Origin of the sequence: Halorubrum sp. Atlit-28R, assembly GCF_003665955.1 — an archaeon.
Taxonomy (GTDB): Archaea; Halobacteriota; Halobacteria; order Halobacteriales; family Haloferacaceae; genus Halorubrum; species Halorubrum tropicale.
The window spans coordinates 314,964-330,128 of the sequence record NZ_QPLS01000004.1 but is presented as its reverse complement, the minus strand read 5'-3'; the positions used below and the strand labels follow the sequence as shown (position 1 = coordinate 330,128).

Here is a 15,165-nt window from a genome sequence, read left to right as displayed (position 1 = left end):
TGAAGAAGCCGCCGACGATCTGCTGGCTCACCGACGCGATGATGAACAGCCCGACGCCGGAGCCGACGCCCCACTTGCTCACGATCTCGTCCATGAACAGGATGAGGATGCCGCCGACGAAGATCTGCGCGAAGATCAGCAGCTGCACGCCGAACGTGCCGATGCCGAGCGCGCTCGCGACCGCGTCGTCGGCCGGGAGGAAGCTCCCGGTGAACACCATCGGCGCCGCCGTCAGCGCCGAGACGATGATCACGAGCAGCTTCTGGAGGCCCTGATAGAGGACCTGGTCACGCGGGTCGTTCTCCGTGTCGAGCCCGAGGAGGTTCGCACCGCCCAGCAGCTGGAGGACGATGGACGCCGTGACGATCGGTCCGATACCGACCTGCAACAGCGACCCGGACGATCCGGCCAGCACCGACCGGAACTGTCCGAAGAAGTCCGACCCCTGCCCGACCGCCAACCCGAACGGGTTGATGTTGGTCAGGAAGAAGTAGACGATCAGGATTCCGGCCGTCCACGTGAGCTTCCGCTTGAACGGGACGTGCCCCGCGGGCCGCTCCACGACGGGCATCCGCGAGAGCACCGGTTCGGCGGCCTCCTTCCAGCTCATGTTACGCCTCGTCGTTCTCGTCGTCGGAAGTGTTTTCCGGTTCGTCAGCGGGCTCTTCGGCGCGCTCCGAGAGCGTCGCCTCGCCGCCGGCCTCCTCGATGAGCTCGACCGCACCGGCCGTGAACGCGTCGGCCGTGACGCGGAGCTCGCGCCGGACCTGCCCGCCGCCGAGCACCTTCACGACGTCCGCCTCGTGGCCGTCCTCGACGACGTCGCGCGCGTCGAAGACGTACGCGTCGCCGTCCTCCTCGGCGAGGCCGTCCGCGGCGTACAGCGCCGCGTCCTCGTCGAGCTTCTGGACCTTCACTTCGAGGACCTCCGTCTGGGCGTCCTCGGGCCGCTTGAACCCGTGCTTGCCGAGCGGGCCGTAGTTGTGGTACTCGTGTTTCGCGCGACCGGCCGCGCCGCGGCCGCCGCGGTGCCCGGCGCCGCGCCGGTTCTTGTGCGTGCCGCCGCCGTGCGTGCGAGAGCCGCGCTGTCGTCGTTTCTTGCTCGTCATCGCATCGCCTCCAGGAGACTGTCGATCTCCTCGGTGGTGTGTTTCCCGAGCTCGCCGCCCTCGATCACGGGGTGTTTGATGCCCTCGTGACCGCCGCGGGGCGCGTGGAGCCGGAGCGTTGGCGAGAGGCCCTGCTCGCGCAGGGTCGTCTCCTCGTCGACGAGCGCTTCGGCCAGCGCCTCGAGGTCGGCGTAGTCGGTGTTCGATCCGATCCACTCGTCGTCGACGTCGGCCGAGCCCTCGAGGGGCTCGCCGCGCCGCGCGACGGTCCGCGCGACGGCCTCGGCGCTCGGTTCCCCGAACGCGACGACGTCGTTGACCTTCGTGATCATGCCGCGGTACGAGTCCGTCTCGGGGACGAACGTCGCGTGGTTGACGCGCCCGACGTTCAGCATGTCGAGCGTGTCCTCGACGTCGTAGTCCAGGTTGACGTCGCCGCGGAGCTGAACGATCGCCTGCATCACTCGCTCACCTCGTCGTAGTGGACCTCGCGCGCGTGCTGCGGAGTGCGGGACTGCGCCGCGTTCTCCAAGGCGTTGAACGTCGCCTTCGCGAGGTTCACCGTCGTGCGCGTGTTGCCGTCGGAGTTCGTCCAGGCGTCCTCGACGCCGGCGAGCTCTAAGATGTTGCGGACCGTCTCCGCGGCCGCGAGGCCTAGCCCCTGCGGGGCGGGCTTGATCTCGACGGTGACGGAGCCGGCCTTCCCCTTCGCCGTGCGGGTCAGGGAGTTGGTGCCGCCGGGCTGGTCCTCCCAGGACCCGGAGCCGCGGTCGACCGAGATGAGGTTCAGCTTCGCGACGTCGATCGCCTTCTGGATCGCGCCGCCGACCTGGTCGTCGCGGGCCTGCGCGTAGCCGAGGTAGCCGTCGCGGTTGCCCACGGCGACGACGCAGCGGAACTTCACGCGGCGGCCGGAGTCGGTCATGCGCTGGACCATGTTGATGTCCAGCACCTCGTCTTCGAGCCCCGGGAGGAGCTGGTCGACGATCTCCGCCTCCTTCAGCGGGAGGCCGGACTCGAGCGCCTGTTCCATCGACGTGATGTCGCCGTCCTGTACCTTGCGGCCGAGTCGCGTCCGCGGTTCCCAGCCGTCGTTGTGTCTACTCATGGTCCTCCTGGATTGTCGCGAGCACGTCGTCGAAGTGCTCGGGTAGCTCGCTGGCGTCGAACTCGCCGCTGTACAGCGGCTCGTCGAGCTGCTCTGCGTAGTCGGCGATGTGTTCGCCGCGCGTGCGCGACCAGTCGGCCAGCACGTCGTCGTTGTGCGGGATCTCGAGGCCCGCGTCGATCGCTCCTTCCTGTACCGCGAACGTCTTGTTGCCGGGCGTCGCCGTGTTGAGCCCGATGTCGAGGACGGCCTCGTCGAGGCCGGCGTCGACGGCGCGGGCGCCCGCGAGGAAGCCGGTGAGGTACGCGCTGGGGAGGTTGCCCGTGGGGGCGTCCCAGCCGTACTCGCCGAGCTCCTCGCTGGAGGCGGCCGCGTGGGTCTCGTCGCCGTCGGGTCCGGGGGTCACCAGCTGCGCCCTGACGTGAGCGTTGCTCACCCGGGCGACCAGGCGAGGCTTGCCCGATTTCAGCAGGCGCAACCTCTGATGGTAATCCGTCCGGACCTCGCGGCGGCGCCGCATCGGCACCTTGTATCGTGGTCCTGTCGCCATTAGTCCGTCACCTCGTAACCGTACTGCGTCTCGATGAACGCCTCGAGACGGGCGACGTCCTCGAAGTCTCCCCCGCTCGCCTTGTTGTAGAGCGTGCGGTACTCGGAGGCGTCGAGTACGTCTTCCTCGTCGCGAAGCTCCTTCAGGCGGGCCCGCTGTGCGCGGATGCGCGCCTTCCAGTCGTCTTTCGTGTTCTGCCGCGCGCCGGAGCGCCCCTTGCGGGAGCCGGCGCCGGACTGGTGTCCGTACGAGCGCTTGTCGGCGCGCTCGCGGGCGCGACCGCGCGAATTCGTCTTCGCGTCTTTCGCGCGGATCGTTCCCTGGTCGATGAGCTCGCGGACGTCCTCGCGGGTGATCGCGTCCGCGATCTCCTCCTGTGCGTCGGGGTCGAGCCAGACGCGGCCCTTGCCGACGTCGAGCTCGTCCGCTGCGAGCCGTTTCTGCGCCTTCAGATCACTCATCGTTGACCTCCACTTCGACGTAGGTCGGGTTCAGCACGCGGATGCCGCGCTCCTCCGCCTCGTCCTCGATCAGTTCGCGCTTGCGACCGCCGACCTTCGAGGCGATCCGCACCGCCTGCGTGTCGCCGTCGACGCCCTCGAGGTCGTCCGTGTTGTGAACGCGGACCTCCTCGAAGCCGCTCGGGTGCAGGTCGCGCGACGCCTTGGGCGAGCGGAAGCCGGCCTCGACGACCGGCCCCTTCGACTTCATGCGGCGGCGCTGCTTGGAGAGCCCGCCGCGCGGCTTGCGCCACGACGTCGGGATCCGCTTTTTCTTGTGGTAGTCCTGCCGGTTGAACTGCGGTTTCCCCTCGCGGTGCTTCTGCGCGAGCGCGCGAGCGGTCTCGTCGTCCAGTTCCGGCGTCTTGTCGGCGTGGCCGCGGGGGCGAAGCTCCGTCTCGACCGCCTCGGACTCCTCGGCCTCGTCGGCCGACTCCTCCTCGTCGGTCTCGTCTTCGATCTCCGCGTCCGCCTCCTCGTCGACCTCCAGTCCGCCGACGTCGGCCTTGATACGCGCGGCGAGCGCGTTGCCGACGCCGTCGACCTCGGAGAGCTCCGACTGGGAGGCGGCCTTCACGTCCTCGACCGTCTCGTAGCCGGCCTCGCGAAGCGCGTCCGCCTTCGAGGGACCGACACCGCTGATGTCTTCCAGTTCGTCTGCCATTGGTTAGGCACCTCCGGTGGGCTTCTCGACGATGTACACGCCGTCCTGGAAGACGCGCGTGTCCTTGTCGGTCACCTTCGTCAGCTGTTCGATGTCGGCGGCGGTCTGCCCGACGGCCTCCTTGTCGGAGCCCGTCAGCGTGACCGTCTCGCCGTCGACCTGTACGTCCGTGTCTCCGCGGATCGGGGTGCGCCGCGCGGCGCTCTCTCCGAGGAAGTTCTCGATGACGACCTCGTCGCCCTCCACGTTCACCTGCATCGGGAAGTGGGCGTAGTACACTTCCATCGCGTACTCCCAGCCCTCGGTGACGCCGTGGATCATGTTGGCGACGTGGCTTTCGAAGGTGCCGACCGTGGCGTTGGTCTTCGCGTCCTCGTTCTCGGTCGCGATGACCACCGCGCCGTCCTCGACGGACACGTCGACGTCGGGGTACCAGAGGCGTCGCGTGACGCTTCCGTTGGGCCCCTCGACGGTGAGTTCGAGGTGGTCGGTCTCGGCGGAGACGTCGTCCGGAATCTCGATTTCGACTCTGTTCATTGTTAGTAGACGTATGCGATCACTTGGCCGCCGATGCCCGCTTCGCGGGCCTCGTAGTGGCTCATGACGCCGTGGCTCGTCGTGACGATGAGCGTCCCGTAGTCACGGGCGGGGAGGTATCGCTTCTCCCACTTCTCGAACTCGTCAGCGCCCGCCGAGTAGCGGGGCTTGACGGCGCCACACTCGTTGATCGCGCCTTTCAGTTCGACCTCGAACTTCCCGGCCTTCCCGTCGTCGACGTACTCGAAGCCGTCGACGTACCCGCGGTCGTAGAGGACCTCGAGGACGGAGCCGATGATGTTCGAAGCGGGCTCTACCGTGTACGACAGGTGGCCAACGCTCTCGGCGTTGTCCATGCCGGCGAGCGCGTTGGTGAATGGATCGTTTCCCGTCATGATCAGCTGTACTTCTCGAATCCCATGTCTCGGGCGACCTCGCGGAAGCACTGGCGGCAGAGGTTGATGTCGTACTTGCCGACGAGTCCCTGCTCGCGGTCGCACCGCCGGCACGTGTGCCGGGAGTCGGTGCGCTTCGCGGCGTGCTCGCCCGTGTCGTTGTTCGCTTCGCTCATTCGCTTACCTCGACGTCGAAGTTCGTTTCGAGGAACGCGGCTGCGTCCTCGGCTGTCATCCGGTGGCGGGCGGGGATGGTCCCCGTCGCCTTGTCGCGTTTCGAGACGCGGTAGCCGGGACGGACGATCGTCGTCGTCACGTCGAGGCCGTAGATCCCGGTGTTGGGATCGTACTCCTGGCTCGGGAAGTCGGTGTGGTCCTCGACCCCGAAGCTGAGGTTACCCGTGTCGTCGAACTGGCTCCGGCCGACGTCGACCAGGTCCAGCGCGGTCTCGAGGAACGCGTGCGCGTCCTCGCCCCGCAGCGTCACCTTCACGCCGATCGGGTCGCCCTTGCGGATCCCGAACTCGGCGATGGTGCGCTTCGAGGTGGTCCGGACCGACTGCTGGCCCGTGATCTCCTCGATGATCTGCTCGGCGTCGGCGAGGGGCTCTCCGCCCTGCCCGACGCCCATGTGGACGACGACCTTCTCGAGGTACGGCTCGCGCATCTCGTGGTCGGCGCTCTCGGCTTCACTCATCCGAATCACCCGCCTCGTCGTCGTCCGTGAAGTTCTCGTCGATCACGACGACGTACTCCTCGATCGTCTCGTAGCCGCCGTCGTCGCTGGCGACGGTGACGGTGTTGTCGCCGGAGCCGAGCGTCACGTCGATGTCGTCGATCTCGCCGATCTGACCGGCGTGCTGGCCGGCGACGGCGGTGACCAGCGCGCCCTCCTCGTACTCGAAGTGGGCGACGATCTCCTTCGTCTCATTGTCGACGACGATCGAGTCGTTCGTCTCGTAGTCCGCGTCGTCGTCCACGCGGACGTTCGTCCCGTCGTGGAGCGTCAGCTGGACGACCCCGCCGGGGACGACGGTCTTGTTCGTGATCTTCCCGAGCCGGCTGCCCGCGGCCTCCTCGTCGACGGGGGTCAGCGCGAGCCGACCGCCCTCGTCGGGGAAGACGCGGAAGTACTCCCCGCGCTCGGGGAACGCCAGGATGTCGAACATCCCGATCGGACGCTGCTCGTCCGAGATGGCGTCCCCGTTGACGAGGATCGAGTCGTTGTTCAGCGCGTAGCGCGCCTCCTTCGTCGAGTCGACGTAGCCGAGCACGTCCCGCAGCAGGACGACGAGGGGAACGCCCGCCTCGCCGTGCGGGCCCGCGCCCGCCTTCACCGTGAACGTGTTCGTCTTGCGCTCGACCGGCCAGGAGTTCGGTACTGACAGTCGCTTCTGGTGTCGCGTCATTCGTTGTCCTCCTGGAGCCGCGCCTCGCGGCGCTCGTCTTCGAGGTCCAGTTCGGTCACCCGGACGTTGCTCGCCGGGATGGGGCGGGGAACTTCCTCCCCGTCCGCCTTCTCGACGGTGACGTCCTCGACCGTGATCCGCTCGGCGGACAGGTCGACGGAGACGACCTCCGCCTCCGTGCCGGCCGCGTCGCCGCGAAGCACCTCGACGGTGTCGCCGGCGTTGACGCGGACGTTCCGCTGTCCGTACTCGTCGCGGAGATCCTCGGTGAGGGTGGCTCGGACCTGGTTCTGCCGCTCGTGGAGCGGCGCGGTCTCCGACCGTTTTCGTTGTTTGCGTGGCTGGTTCGTCATAGTTAGACGATCATCGTCGCGGTCGAGGCGATGCTCCCGAATCGTTCGGCGACCTCGCGGGCGACGGGGCCTTTGATCTCCGTGCCCCGCGGCTCCTCGAGGTCGTCGATGATGACGGCCGCGTTGTCCTCGAACTTCACGCGCGTGCCGTCCGGACGGCGGATCGGCTTGCGCTGGCGGACGACGACCGCCTCCAGCACCTGCCGCCGCATCTCCGGCGTCCCTTTGGTGACCGAGACGGTCACCTTGTCGCCGATCCCCGCCTTCGGGTGGCGGTTCTTCGTGCCGGAGTAGCCCGACACGGAGATCACCTTCAGCTCACGGGCGCCGGTGTTGTCGGCGCACGTGATCAGCGAGCCCTTCGAGAGCCCCTGCGTGACGTCGGCCTTGAGCGCCTCCATCACTGATCACCCGACAGGATCTCGACGACGACGTGGGACTTCGTCTTCGAGAGCGGTCGCGTCTCCGCGATTTTCACTTCGTCACCGACTTCGAGCGAGTCGAGCACGCCCGGCACGTGGGCCGGGATGCGCGAGCGACGCTTCATGTACCGGTCGTATTTCGGTACGAACACGTCGTACTCTCGCTCGACGATGACGGTCTTTTCCATGTCCGTCGACACGACCGTTCCCTCGCGGGTCTGGCCGCGGACGGAGAGCTGCCCGTAGAACGGGCACTTCTCGTAGTCGTAATCCTCCGGGTTGTCTGGCTCCGGAGGCGTGGGTACGTCGATTCCTATCGCCATTGTGTGGCACCTCGTTCGGTGCGTTCGGCGGGCCGATGTCGCAACCGATCGCCATCCACCGTCGCGTAGACCGCGTCTTTGCACTCGCCTCGTCGGCTCGCCGGGCCCGCGCCGTCACCGTCGACGGCGCTTTCGGACCCGGACGGGCCAGACTGACGGGGGCGGACCCCCGTAGTATCCGACCCGAGTTGGGACGCGGACCCCGGCGACCCTCCGTCGCCGGCGGCTTCATCTGTGCGAGCGGTCGGCGTCTCGACGACGCCGAACTCGAACGTCGCGCCCGACTTGGGCACGCGCTTGTCCCCCGACCCCGTCCGGACCACGAGGGTGCCGAACGTCTCGTCGAGCACGCGACCCGCGATGCCCACGTGGGCGTCGCTGTCGGCGTCGACCACCCGAACCGGGAGGCCAACGAGCTCGTGTCGAACGAGCGTGTCGGGGGAGATCATCTTACTGTTCCTCGTCGTCGAAGTCGCCTTCTTCCGCCTGGATCGTCTTGATCCGCGCGATGGTCTTCTTCAGCTCGTTGACGCGGCCCGGGCTCTCCGGCATGCCGCCGGCCGCCCGCTGCGCCTTCGAGTTGAGCAGCTCGGTCTCGAGCTCCTCGAGTTCGACCTGCCGCTCCGCCGCGGTCATGTCGCGGATCTCGTCGGTGTAGAGGATCGCCATTTACTCGTCCCCCTCGTCTTCCTCGTCGGCCGCCTCCATCTCCGCGACGAGGTCGGCCGCCTCGGACTCGATCTCTTCGTCGAGGTCGTCGAGCTCGTCGGCGTCGACGTCCTCGTCGACCGGTTCCTCCGCGGCGACGTCGGTCGCCTCGGCGGCCGTCTCCTGGGTCTCCTCGACGACCTCCTCGACGACCTCCTCGTCGATGACCTCCGCGGGGTCCTCGTCGGGGACGTCGACGTCGTCGCCGCCCACGTCCGGGACCTCGTCGGGGTCCTCTTCGAGGAGCGACTCGACGCCCTCGTCGGCGTCGGCGTCGACCGCCGCCTGCTCGACCTCCGGGACCTCGGCGTCCTCGCGGACCTGGAAGTCGTCCGGGAGCGTCGCGCCCGGCGGGATGATCTTGACGTTGACGCCGATCGTCCCGAGCTTCATGACGGCGACGCCCTGGCCGTGATCGACGACCTCCTCTGCGGGCTCGCCGTTGTGCTTGATGTAGCCGCGGTTGAACTTCTCGACGCGCGAGCGCGCGCCGGTGACCTTCCCGGACAGGACGATCTCGGCGCCCAGCGCGCCCGCGTCCATGATGCGGTCGATCGTGGTGTGACCGGCCTTCCGGAAGTACCAGCCGCGTTCGAGGGCGTTCGCGAGACGGTCCGCGACGATCTGGGCGTTCAGGTCGGGCTCGTCGACCTCCTGAACGTCGATCTGCGGGTCGTCCATGTCGAAGCGCTCCTCGAGCTCGGTGGTGATCTTGCGGATGTTCTTCCCACCCTTCCCGATCACCATGCCGGGCTTTTCGGCCTTCAGGACGATCTGGGTGCCCATCGGCGTCTGGGCGACGTCCATCCCGCCGTAGCCGGCGCGGCCGAGCTCGTCCGCGAAGAACTCGTTGATCTGGGAACGGCGAAGGCCGTCCTCGATGAATTGGTGTTCGTCAGCCATTAGTTGTCAGCCTCCGGCTCCTCGATGATCAGTTCGACGTCCGCGAGCGTGGTGTTCCACTCCGTCGCGCCCGCGGCGCGGGGGTTCCGGCCGGGTCGCTCGCCGACCTTGTGGGGGGCCACGTGTTTGATGACCATCTCCTCGCCGTCGAACCCCTGTTCGTCGGCGTTGTTCTTGACGTTCTCCAAGAGCTTGAGGAAGTCCTTGGCGGCCTTCTCGGGGTACCGTCCCGCGTCCCAGCCGTCGACGTCGGAGCGGTGTCCCGCGCCGGCGTTGTGCTGGCGCATCGGGACGGACGACTCCTCGTCGATGACCTCCTGGAGGAACTCCTCCGCGTCGGCGACCGTCTCGCCTTTGATCTCTCGGGAGATCTCCTTGCTGTCCTTCACGCTGATGGGCCGGTCGCGGAGCATCCCCTTGGCGGTGGTCTCCGGGTCGGCCTCGACGCTGTAGTTGATTCCCATGGGTTACTTGAGGGGCACGAACTTCGAGGACCGGGTCGCGCCGATGCCGGCCTGGCCGTGTTCGACGGTGCTTCGGGTGAGGTGGAACTCACCGAGGTAGTGCCCGATCATCTCGGGTTCGACCTGAACGCGCTCGAAGCTGTGTCCGTTGTACACGGCGAAGGTGACGCCGACGAACTCCGGCAGGACCGGCATGTCGCGCAGGTGCGTCCGGATCGGGTCGTCCGCCGTCGTCTCCTTGTCGCGGCTCCGGACCGTCTCCAGCAGCTTCTGCTGTTCGGTGCTGAGACCGCGAACGATGCTTCGCCGCTGGCGTGCGGGGAGCAGTTCCGCGACCTCCTCTACGTCCATCTCCTGCAGCTCGTCGAGCGAGTGACCGCGGTAGGCGAACTCCTTGCCCTCGCGGCCGGTTCGGTAGTCTGAACTCATTTGTTGCCACCTCGTCCGGTGCGCTTGGATGCGATGTCACCGACCTTGCGTCCCGGCGGGGCGTCCCGCGAGACGGACTTCGGCTGGCCGGGGTGTTGGCGACCACCGCCACCGAAGGGGTGGTCGACGGCGTTCATCGCGACGCCGCGCACGCGCGGGTACTTGGTGCCGCGCGCTTTCATCTTGTGGTGCTTGTTGCCGGCCTTGACGAAGGGCTTCTCCGTCCGGCCGCCGCCCGCGACCACGCCGATCGTGGCGCGGCACTGGGGGTCGAGCCGCTTCACTTCGCCGCTGGGGAGCTGGACGACCGCGACGTCGCGGTCGTGGGTGAGAAGCGTCGCGGACACGCCGGAGGCGCGCGCGAACTTCCCGCCGTCCCCGCGGTTGCTCTCGACGTTACACACGGGTACGCCCTCGGGGATCTCCGCCAGCGGGAGCGTGTTGCCCGGCTTGATCTCCGCCGAGACGCCGACCTGGATCGTCTCGCCGACGCGCACGCCTTCCGGGGCGAGCACGAGGCGACGGTCGTCGTCCTCGAACTCGACCTCCGCGAGGGGGGCCGAGCGGGCCGGGTCGTGTTCGATCCCGACGATCTCGCCGGTGATCGTGTCCACGTCTTCGAGCTTCTTGTGCGACAGTTCCGCCTTGTAACGGTGCGAGGGGGCCCGGAACGTCGGGCCGCCGCGTCCGCGCCGTTGTCCTTGGATTCGTCGTCCCATCTCAGAACACCCCGATGCGCGAGGCGATTTCGGTCGCGTCGTCGTCCTCCGACAGGGTGACGATCGCCTTCTTCTCGCCCTGCGGCGTCACCTGCGTGTTGACGTTCGCGACGCCCACGTCGTAGCGCTCGGCGACCTCGGAGGTGATCTCCGGCTTGGTCGCGTCGACGTCGACGAGGAACAGCAGCTTGTTGTTGAAGTCCATCTCGTTCATCGCCTGCTCGGTGACGATCGGATGCTCGATGATCGAGTTCATCGGTCGGCCACCTCCGCGACGGCGCTTTCGGTCCACAGCGTGAGTCGGCCCGGATGCGCGCCCGGCGCGAGGTCCTCGGCGTTGACCTCGCGAGCGGTCGCGACGTCGACGCCCGCGAGGTTGCGGGCGGCGCGGGACGGCTCCTCGCTGGTGACGACGAGGACGGACTTCGGCTGGCGGTACTTGCGGCCGCGGGCCTTCCCCTGTCCGGCGCGGACGGAGCGGCCCTCCTCGGCGCGCTCGATGTCGGCGTCGACGCCGACGGCCTCGAGGACGCCCAGGGCCTCCTGGGTCTTCTTCAGGTCCTCGAACTCGTCGCTCACGACGAGCGGGAGGTCGAGGTCCTCGTCGAACGCGTGACCGCGCTCGGCGACGAGCTCGGCGTCGGTCGTGGCCGCGATGGCCGACCGGATGGCGAGCTGTCGCTCCTTGTCGTTCAGTTGCTTCGACTGGTCCTTCTCGGCCTTCGGCGGGTGCGCGGCGCGGCCCGAAACGGCGTGCGGGACGCGGCGGGCGACGTTCTCCTGTCGCGGCACGTGTGCGAGCCCGCGCCCGGAGCCGAACGACTCGGCGGGCGTCCGCAGCCCGGCGAACTCGTCTGCCCCGTAGGCCTGCTTCCGGTTTGCCTGGGCGGCGCCGACCGCGCGACCGATGAGGTCCGGTCGGAACGCGGTCTCGAAGACGGCCGGCAGCTCGATGCTGCCCGCCTCGTCGCCGTCCAGGTCGTGTACTGTTGCGTTCATTGGTTATCCCTGGTTGGATTCGGTGGAAACGTACCGGACCTCGGGGTCGAGGCGCGGCTGGTCGTTCGGCCGGATGGCCGGGCGGAACCGCAGCAGACGCTGGTCCGGTCCGGGCAGCGAGCCCTTGATGAGCGCGTACTCGCCGTCGACCTCGCCGTAGTTGACGAAGCCGCCGTCGACGGAGGCGTCCGACCCCTCGCCGAAGTCGATGAGGCGCTTGTTGAGCTCGGTGCGCTGGTGGTAGCCGGTCTGGCCCTGCTGGGGCACGGTGGAGCGGACGCGGGAGGGGTTCCACGGACCGAGGTTGCCGATCCGGCGCCGCCATCCCTGGCGGGCGTGTTTGCCCTTCCGCTTCTGAACGCCCCAGCGCTTGACGGGACCCTGCGTCCCCTTCCCCTTCGTGATGCCGGAGACGTCGGTGTACTGCCCGGCGCGGAAGACGTCGCCGAACTCGTGGGCGCCGCCCTCGGCGACCAGGTCCAGCGCGAAGTCGGCGCGCTCCTCGAGGGAGCCGCCGCCGACGCGCGTCTCCATGACGTCGGGCTTCTTCTTGGGGACGTTCGAGAGCTCCGAGGGCGCCGTGTGCGTGATGACGCGCACGTCGTCGACGACGCCGTCGTCGAGCAGCGCGCGCAGCTCGTCGGCGTCCTCCTCGAAGGTGTCTTCCGCCGGCAGGTCGAGCGCGCGGTCGAGCTCCTCGTGGAACTCGGTCGCCCAGACCTCTTCGACCGGCTTCTGTCCGTACGGCGTGTCCTCGTAGGCTCGGACTGCGACGGCGTACATCGGCGGCGTCTCGACGACGGTGACGGGGACGGCCTCCTCCATCCCTTCACGCGGCGAGTTCGCCTCGTCGTTGACCATCATGACGTGGGTCATCCCGGCCTTGTAGCCGGCGAATCCCTGCAGCGCAGGGGCCCCGTCGTCGTCTGGCCACGAACGGATGCGCGGCACCTCGCTGTCTGCGCGGGTGCGCGGGCCGTAGCCCAGCGAGCCTTTTCGTGGTCGGCTTGGTTGTGGCATGTGTTTACTCCGTGAGTGTGAGCGAGCCGAGGGTCGCGAACAGAGCCTCCTCCGTCCGGACGACCTCGCTCGCTTGTGCCGGGATCGTGTTCAGCCAGAGGTCGAACCCCGGATCGGGTTCGACCGAGCGGCCGTCGGCGACGGCCGCCCGAATGCGGTCGGGCGAGAGCCCGAGCATCTCCGGAAGCCCCCGCTCGGGCGCGCCGAAGGCGACGGTGTAGCCGCCGGCCTCCCGCGCGTCCGAGACGAGGTCGCCGAGCCGCGAGACGGAGAGTTCCGCCCCGTGTCGCGACGTCGCGACGGCCAGTCCGTCGCCGGCGAGCGCTTCCGACAGGTCCGCGGCCACGACCTGGAAGCCGACCTCCGGCTTCCCGGTGATGCGGGCGCGGACCGGTTCTCTCGAAGAGACCCTGATGGTGACGCGCTCCCCCCGCTCGACCTCCATTCCGGAGGGGACGAGCAGGGAGATCGGGTGTTCCCGCAGCGGGGAATTGACCCGGACGCGGCCTTCAGGTCCGACCTCGGTCACGAGTCCCTGTGTTTTCGACTCTCCCCCGCTAGGGGTCGAGCCGGTCCGCCACGGCACGCGGAGCGGGGGAAGCACGCCGACGTACCGGAGCTCGTCGCGTTGCCCCCAGAGGTCCTTTCGGAGCTCCGGCGGCGTCGCGGCGTACCCCAGTACGGTGCGGACGTACTCCCCGCCCCGTCGACCCTCGCCTTCCCTGTCGGGGAAGACGGCGAGCCGATCCGCCCGGAACACCGCCGCCGCACGGGCGACGTAGCCGAGTTTGCGAGTCGCCTCGCGGTCGTCCTCGGCCTCCCGGACGAGCGAAGACGGAACACATATCGTGAGCCCGTCTTCGGTACGCATCGTGGCGAGACTGTACACCTCGATTTCAGACGGCACCGTAAAAGGATAGCGGTCCCGATTTCGGGCTGTGCCGCGTTCACACGGGGTTTGGCGCGGGATCTGGCCTCCGGATCGTGCCAACCGTCACCGCGGTGACCGGGGCCGATCCCGAACGACCCGAGCGGTCGAGGTCACGCCGGGACGATCCGGGCGACCGGCGCGTCGCCGGCGTCGACCGCGACGTAGAGGTGCCCGGTCTCGGGCTCGACCGCGACCGCGCGCATGCGCCACTCCCGGTCGTCGAGCAGCGGTTCGCGCTCGGTCACGACCGCGTCCTGTCCGTCGCCGTCGACGGTGAACCGCCCGAGGTACTGCGCCGCGAGCGTGCCCGCGAACAGGTCCCCGCGCCACTCTGGGAACGCGTCGCCGTCGTAGAAGACCGCGCCGCTCGGCGGGAAGCCCCCGGAACCGCACGGCCAGTAGTGGACCGGCGCGGTCACGCCGTCGCGCTCGCCGTGCCCCGGCGCGACCGGGTCGTCGGTCCCGTACCGGCACGCCTCGCTCGCGACCGGCCAGCCGTAGTTGCCGCCGGCCTCGATCACGTTGATCTCGTCGCCGTCGCGCTCGCCGTGCTCGCACTGCCAGACCGCGCCCGTCTCGGGCCGCACCGCCATCGCCTGCGGGTTTCGGTGTCCGTAGCTGTACAGCGCGTCCGCGGCGTCCGCGTCGCCGGCGAAGGGGTTCTCGGGGTGGGGGTCGCCGTCGGGCGTCAGCCGCAGCGTCGCGCCCAGGTCGTTCGAGCGGTCCTGCGAGACGTGGTCCGGCCCGAAGTCGGTGTCGCGCCTGTCGCCGACCGTGACGAACAGCGCGCCGTCGGGGCCGAACGTCGCCCGCGACCCGAAGTGGAGATCCGTACCGCGGAACGGTTCGGCGACGAACAGCGCCTCGAACCCGTCGAGCGCGGGCGCGTCGCCGTCGAGCGAGAGCCGGCCGGCGCCGAGGTGAGTGCTCGCGCCCTCCGCGCCGTCGCCGGCCGGGCTGTCCGCGGCGCGCGCCGAGTACGTCAGGTACACGCGCGGGTCGGCGGGGTAGTCGGGGTGGACCGCGACGTCGAGCAGACCGCCCTGTCCCGCCGCGAACACCTCGGGCGCGCCCGCGATCGACTCCATCGTCCCGTCGGCGGGGTCGACGAGCGAGAGCCGCCCCGGGCGCTCGGTGACGAGCAGGCGACCGTCGCCGGGCAGGAACGCGAGCCCCCACGGGTTCTCGAACCCCTCGGCGACATGTTCGACGTCGTAGTCCACGTCGCCGCCGTCGTCCGGCGGAGGGTCCTCGTCGGGGGCGTCGCTCCCGTCGTCGTTGGGGTCGCTTCCGGTTCCGTCGCCGAGACAGCCCGAGAGCGTCGGGAGGGCGGCGGCGCCGGTGAGCCCGCCGGCCGCGCGGAGGACGGTGCGTCTGTCGATGCGGTCGGAAGAGTCGGGCATCGTTCGAGTTCGGATCGACGTGGGGGCGCGACGCCGATGACCCTTCCGCCGGCGCTCGTTCGGAACCCTTATATCTCCGACCCGGGCTACGATCGGATGCGAAGCACGCACCGGTAGTGTAGTGGTATCACGCAACCTTGCCATGGTTGCAACCCGAGTTCAAATCTCGGCCGGTGCACTCCTTTCAGTCGTGCCCCGGCCTGACTCCCGCTCGCTGCG

Annotated in this window: 25 protein-coding genes, 1 tRNA gene and 1 pseudogene; 1 reads left to right on the top strand and 26 read right to left on the bottom strand. The window is 68.9% G+C overall.

The window, feature by feature from the left end; genetic code table 11:
* From DVK06_RS09070 to DVK06_RS08945, 26 genes and pseudogenes are all read right to left on the bottom strand, one after another.
* Window positions 1–610, bottom strand: a pseudogene (locus DVK06_RS09070) (preprotein translocase subunit SecY); the annotation flags it as partial.
* 1 nt (window position 611) lies between these two features.
* Window positions 612–1,109: an uL15m family ribosomal protein gene (locus DVK06_RS09065; RefSeq protein ID WP_121600043.1), complete on the bottom strand. Its 498-nt coding sequence runs from the start codon at window positions 1,107–1,109 to the stop codon at window positions 612–614.
* Window positions 1,106–1,570: a 50S ribosomal protein L30 gene (locus DVK06_RS09060; RefSeq protein WP_053770529.1), complete on the bottom strand. Its 465-nt coding sequence runs from the start codon at window positions 1,568–1,570 to the stop codon at window positions 1,106–1,108. Before DVK06_RS09060 ends, DVK06_RS09065 begins: the two co-directional genes overlap by 4 nt.
* Window positions 1,570–2,217 carry a 30S ribosomal protein S5 gene (locus DVK06_RS09055; RefSeq protein ID WP_121600042.1) on the bottom strand — a complete coding sequence of 216 codons (648 nt, stop codon included), beginning with the start codon at window positions 2,215–2,217 and terminating at the stop codon, window positions 1,570–1,572. The genes DVK06_RS09060 and DVK06_RS09055 overlap by 1 nt, the downstream gene beginning before the upstream one ends.
* Window positions 2,210–2,767, bottom strand: coding sequence for a 50S ribosomal protein L18 (locus DVK06_RS09050; RefSeq protein ID WP_121563056.1), 558 nt, complete (start codon window positions 2,765–2,767; stop codon window positions 2,210–2,212). Before DVK06_RS09050 ends, DVK06_RS09055 begins: the two co-directional genes overlap by 8 nt.
* The gene (locus DVK06_RS09045; protein ID WP_053770527.1) at window positions 2,767–3,228 is read right to left on the bottom strand and encodes a 50S ribosomal protein L19e; all 462 of its coding nucleotides are present in this window, start codon (window positions 3,226–3,228) and stop codon (window positions 2,767–2,769) included. Before DVK06_RS09045 ends, DVK06_RS09050 begins: the two co-directional genes overlap by 1 nt.
* Window positions 3,221–3,931 carry a 50S ribosomal protein L32e gene (locus DVK06_RS09040; protein ID WP_121600041.1) on the bottom strand — a complete coding sequence of 237 codons (711 nt, stop codon included), beginning with the start codon at window positions 3,929–3,931 and terminating at the stop codon, window positions 3,221–3,223. Before DVK06_RS09040 ends, DVK06_RS09045 begins: the two co-directional genes overlap by 8 nt.
* A gap of 3 nt (window positions 3,932–3,934) precedes the next feature.
* Window positions 3,935–4,468, bottom strand: a complete 534-nt coding sequence (locus DVK06_RS09035) for a 50S ribosomal protein L6 (protein ID WP_053770525.1) — start codon at window positions 4,466–4,468, stop codon at window positions 3,935–3,937.
* Between the two features lie 2 nt (window positions 4,469–4,470).
* The gene (locus DVK06_RS09030; RefSeq protein WP_004597419.1) at window positions 4,471–4,863 is read right to left on the bottom strand and encodes a 30S ribosomal protein S8; all 393 of its coding nucleotides are present in this window, start codon (window positions 4,861–4,863) and stop codon (window positions 4,471–4,473) included.
* A 2-nt stretch (window positions 4,864–4,865) separates the two neighbouring features.
* The gene (locus DVK06_RS09025) at window positions 4,866–5,039 is read right to left on the bottom strand and encodes a 30S ribosomal protein S14 (RefSeq protein WP_004597423.1); all 174 of its coding nucleotides are present in this window, start codon (window positions 5,037–5,039) and stop codon (window positions 4,866–4,868) included.
* Window positions 5,036–5,560, bottom strand: coding sequence for a 50S ribosomal protein L5 (locus tag DVK06_RS09020; protein WP_121600040.1), 525 nt, complete (start codon window positions 5,558–5,560; stop codon window positions 5,036–5,038). Before DVK06_RS09020 ends, DVK06_RS09025 begins: the two co-directional genes overlap by 4 nt.
* The gene (locus DVK06_RS09015) at window positions 5,553–6,272 is read right to left on the bottom strand and encodes a 30S ribosomal protein S4e (protein WP_121600039.1); all 720 of its coding nucleotides are present in this window, start codon (window positions 6,270–6,272) and stop codon (window positions 5,553–5,555) included. The genes DVK06_RS09020 and DVK06_RS09015 overlap by 8 nt, the downstream gene beginning before the upstream one ends.
* Window positions 6,269–6,625 carry a 50S ribosomal protein L24 gene (gene rplX / locus DVK06_RS09010; protein ID WP_053770522.1) on the bottom strand — a complete coding sequence of 119 codons (357 nt, stop codon included), beginning with the start codon at window positions 6,623–6,625 and terminating at the stop codon, window positions 6,269–6,271. Before rplX ends, DVK06_RS09015 begins: the two co-directional genes overlap by 4 nt.
* A gap of 2 nt (window positions 6,626–6,627) precedes the next feature.
* Window positions 6,628–7,026: a 50S ribosomal protein L14 gene (locus DVK06_RS09005; protein ID WP_004597429.1), complete on the bottom strand. Its 399-nt coding sequence runs from the start codon at window positions 7,024–7,026 to the stop codon at window positions 6,628–6,630.
* Window positions 7,026–7,370, bottom strand: a complete 345-nt coding sequence (locus DVK06_RS09000) for a 30S ribosomal protein S17 (protein WP_053770521.1) — start codon at window positions 7,368–7,370, stop codon at window positions 7,026–7,028. Before DVK06_RS09000 ends, DVK06_RS09005 begins: the two co-directional genes overlap by 1 nt.
* Complete coding sequence (locus tag DVK06_RS08995; RefSeq protein ID WP_053770520.1) at window positions 7,361–7,819, bottom strand: ribonuclease P protein component 1; 459 nt, start codon at window positions 7,817–7,819, stop codon at window positions 7,361–7,363. Before DVK06_RS08995 ends, DVK06_RS09000 begins: the two co-directional genes overlap by 10 nt.
* Window position 7,820: 1 nt before the next feature.
* Complete coding sequence (rpmC, locus tag DVK06_RS08990) at window positions 7,821–8,039, bottom strand: 50S ribosomal protein L29 (RefSeq protein ID WP_121563060.1); 219 nt, start codon at window positions 8,037–8,039, stop codon at window positions 7,821–7,823.
* Window positions 8,040–8,981 (bottom strand): 30S ribosomal protein S3, encoded by a 942-nt coding sequence (locus DVK06_RS08985; protein WP_121600038.1) that lies wholly within the window; start codon window positions 8,979–8,981, stop codon window positions 8,040–8,042.
* On the bottom strand, window positions 8,981–9,445 hold the full coding sequence (locus DVK06_RS08980; RefSeq protein ID WP_053770517.1) for a 50S ribosomal protein L22: 465 nt from the start codon (window positions 9,443–9,445) through the stop codon (window positions 8,981–8,983). The genes DVK06_RS08985 and DVK06_RS08980 overlap by 1 nt, the downstream gene beginning before the upstream one ends.
* A 3-nt stretch (window positions 9,446–9,448) precedes the next feature.
* On the bottom strand, window positions 9,449–9,874 hold the full coding sequence (locus tag DVK06_RS08975; RefSeq protein ID WP_053770516.1) for a 30S ribosomal protein S19: 426 nt from the start codon (window positions 9,872–9,874) through the stop codon (window positions 9,449–9,451).
* Window positions 9,871–10,593 (bottom strand): 50S ribosomal protein L2, encoded by a 723-nt coding sequence (locus DVK06_RS08970; protein ID WP_049897897.1) that lies wholly within the window; start codon window positions 10,591–10,593, stop codon window positions 9,871–9,873. The genes DVK06_RS08975 and DVK06_RS08970 overlap by 4 nt, the downstream gene beginning before the upstream one ends.
* Before the next feature lies 1 nt (window position 10,594).
* Window positions 10,595–10,849 carry a 50S ribosomal protein L23 gene (locus DVK06_RS08965; RefSeq protein WP_053770515.1) on the bottom strand — a complete coding sequence of 85 codons (255 nt, stop codon included), beginning with the start codon at window positions 10,847–10,849 and terminating at the stop codon, window positions 10,595–10,597.
* The gene (gene rpl4p, locus DVK06_RS08960; RefSeq protein WP_053770514.1) at window positions 10,846–11,592 is read right to left on the bottom strand and encodes a 50S ribosomal protein L4; all 747 of its coding nucleotides are present in this window, start codon (window positions 11,590–11,592) and stop codon (window positions 10,846–10,848) included. The genes DVK06_RS08965 and rpl4p overlap by 4 nt, the downstream gene beginning before the upstream one ends.
* Window positions 11,593–11,595: 3 nt before the next feature.
* Entirely contained in the window at window positions 11,596–12,612 is a 1,017-nt protein-coding gene (locus DVK06_RS08955) for a 50S ribosomal protein L3 (RefSeq protein WP_053770513.1), read from the bottom strand.
* 4 nt (window positions 12,613–12,616) lie between these two features.
* Window positions 12,617–13,483, bottom strand: coding sequence for a putative RNA uridine N3 methyltransferase (locus tag DVK06_RS08950; protein ID WP_053770982.1), 867 nt, complete (start codon window positions 13,481–13,483; stop codon window positions 12,617–12,619).
* A 170-nt stretch (window positions 13,484–13,653) separates the two neighbouring features.
* Complete coding sequence (locus tag DVK06_RS08945) at window positions 13,654–14,946, bottom strand: PQQ-dependent sugar dehydrogenase (protein ID WP_121600037.1); 1,293 nt, start codon at window positions 14,944–14,946, stop codon at window positions 13,654–13,656.
* Between the two features lie 107 nt (window positions 14,947–15,053).
* On the opposite strand from DVK06_RS08945, the gene DVK06_RS08940 reads away from it, so the two are divergent.
* Window positions 15,054–15,124 (top strand) — tRNA-Gly (locus DVK06_RS08940).
* Window positions 15,125–15,165: the final 41 nt, after the last annotated feature.

Bases quoted from the DNA above. Each gene is read 5' to 3' on its own strand.
- DVK06_RS09065 (WP_121600043.1), bottom strand. From the start codon at position 1,109: ATGACGAGCAAGAAACGACGACAGCGCGGCTCTCGCACGCACGGCGGC.
- DVK06_RS09060 (WP_053770529.1), bottom strand. From the start codon at position 1,570: ATGCAGGCGATCGTTCAGCTCCGCGGCGACGTCAACCTGGACTACGAC.
- DVK06_RS09055 (WP_121600042.1), bottom strand. From the start codon at position 2,217: ATGAGTAGACACAACGACGGCTGGGAACCGCGGACGCGACTCGGCCGC.
- DVK06_RS09050 (WP_121563056.1), bottom strand. From the start codon at position 2,767: ATGGCGACAGGACCACGATACAAGGTGCCGATGCGGCGCCGCCGCGAG.
- DVK06_RS09045 (WP_053770527.1), bottom strand. From the start codon at position 3,228: ATGAGTGATCTGAAGGCGCAGAAACGGCTCGCAGCGGACGAGCTCGAC.
- DVK06_RS09040 (WP_121600041.1), bottom strand. From the start codon at position 3,931: ATGGCAGACGAACTGGAAGACATCAGCGGTGTCGGTCCCTCGAAGGCG.
- DVK06_RS09035 (WP_053770525.1), bottom strand. From the start codon at position 4,468: ATGAACAGAGTCGAAATCGAGATTCCGGACGACGTCTCCGCCGAGACC.
- DVK06_RS09030 (WP_004597419.1), bottom strand. From the start codon at position 4,863: ATGACGGGAAACGATCCATTCACCAACGCGCTCGCCGGCATGGACAAC.
- DVK06_RS09025 (WP_004597423.1), bottom strand. From the start codon at position 5,039: ATGAGCGAAGCGAACAACGACACGGGCGAGCACGCCGCGAAGCGCACC.
- DVK06_RS09020 (WP_121600040.1), bottom strand. From the start codon at position 5,560: ATGAGTGAAGCCGAGAGCGCCGACCACGAGATGCGCGAGCCGTACCTC.
- DVK06_RS09015 (WP_121600039.1), bottom strand. From the start codon at position 6,272: ATGACGCGACACCAGAAGCGACTGTCAGTACCGAACTCCTGGCCGGTC.
- rplX (WP_053770522.1), bottom strand. From the start codon at position 6,625: ATGACGAACCAGCCACGCAAACAACGAAAACGGTCGGAGACCGCGCCG.
- DVK06_RS09005 (WP_004597429.1), bottom strand. From the start codon at position 7,026: ATGGAGGCGCTCAAGGCCGACGTCACGCAGGGGCTCTCGAAGGGCTCG.
- DVK06_RS09000 (WP_053770521.1), bottom strand. From the start codon at position 7,370: ATGGCGATAGGAATCGACGTACCCACGCCTCCGGAGCCAGACAACCCG.
- DVK06_RS08995 (WP_053770520.1), bottom strand. From the start codon at position 7,819: ATGATCTCCCCCGACACGCTCGTTCGACACGAGCTCGTTGGCCTCCCG.
- rpmC (WP_121563060.1), bottom strand. From the start codon at position 8,039: ATGGCGATCCTCTACACCGACGAGATCCGCGACATGACCGCGGCGGAG.
- DVK06_RS08985 (WP_121600038.1), bottom strand. From the start codon at position 8,981: ATGGCTGACGAACACCAATTCATCGAGGACGGCCTTCGCCGTTCCCAG.
- DVK06_RS08980 (WP_053770517.1), bottom strand. From the start codon at position 9,445: ATGGGAATCAACTACAGCGTCGAGGCCGACCCGGAGACCACCGCCAAG.
- DVK06_RS08975 (WP_053770516.1), bottom strand. From the start codon at position 9,874: ATGAGTTCAGACTACCGAACCGGCCGCGAGGGCAAGGAGTTCGCCTAC.
- DVK06_RS08970 (WP_049897897.1), bottom strand. From the start codon at position 10,593: ATGGGACGACGAATCCAAGGACAACGGCGCGGACGCGGCGGCCCGACG.
- DVK06_RS08965 (WP_053770515.1), bottom strand. From the start codon at position 10,849: ATGAACTCGATCATCGAGCATCCGATCGTCACCGAGCAGGCGATGAAC.
- rpl4p (WP_053770514.1), bottom strand. From the start codon at position 11,592: ATGAACGCAACAGTACACGACCTGGACGGCGACGAGGCGGGCAGCATC.
- DVK06_RS08955 (WP_053770513.1), bottom strand. From the start codon at position 12,612: ATGCCACAACCAAGCCGACCACGAAAAGGCTCGCTGGGCTACGGCCCG.
- DVK06_RS08950 (WP_053770982.1), bottom strand. From the start codon at position 13,483: ATGCGTACCGAAGACGGGCTCACGATATGTGTTCCGTCTTCGCTCGTC.
- DVK06_RS08945 (WP_121600037.1), bottom strand. From the start codon at position 14,946: ATGCCCGACTCTTCCGACCGCATCGACAGACGCACCGTCCTCCGCGCG.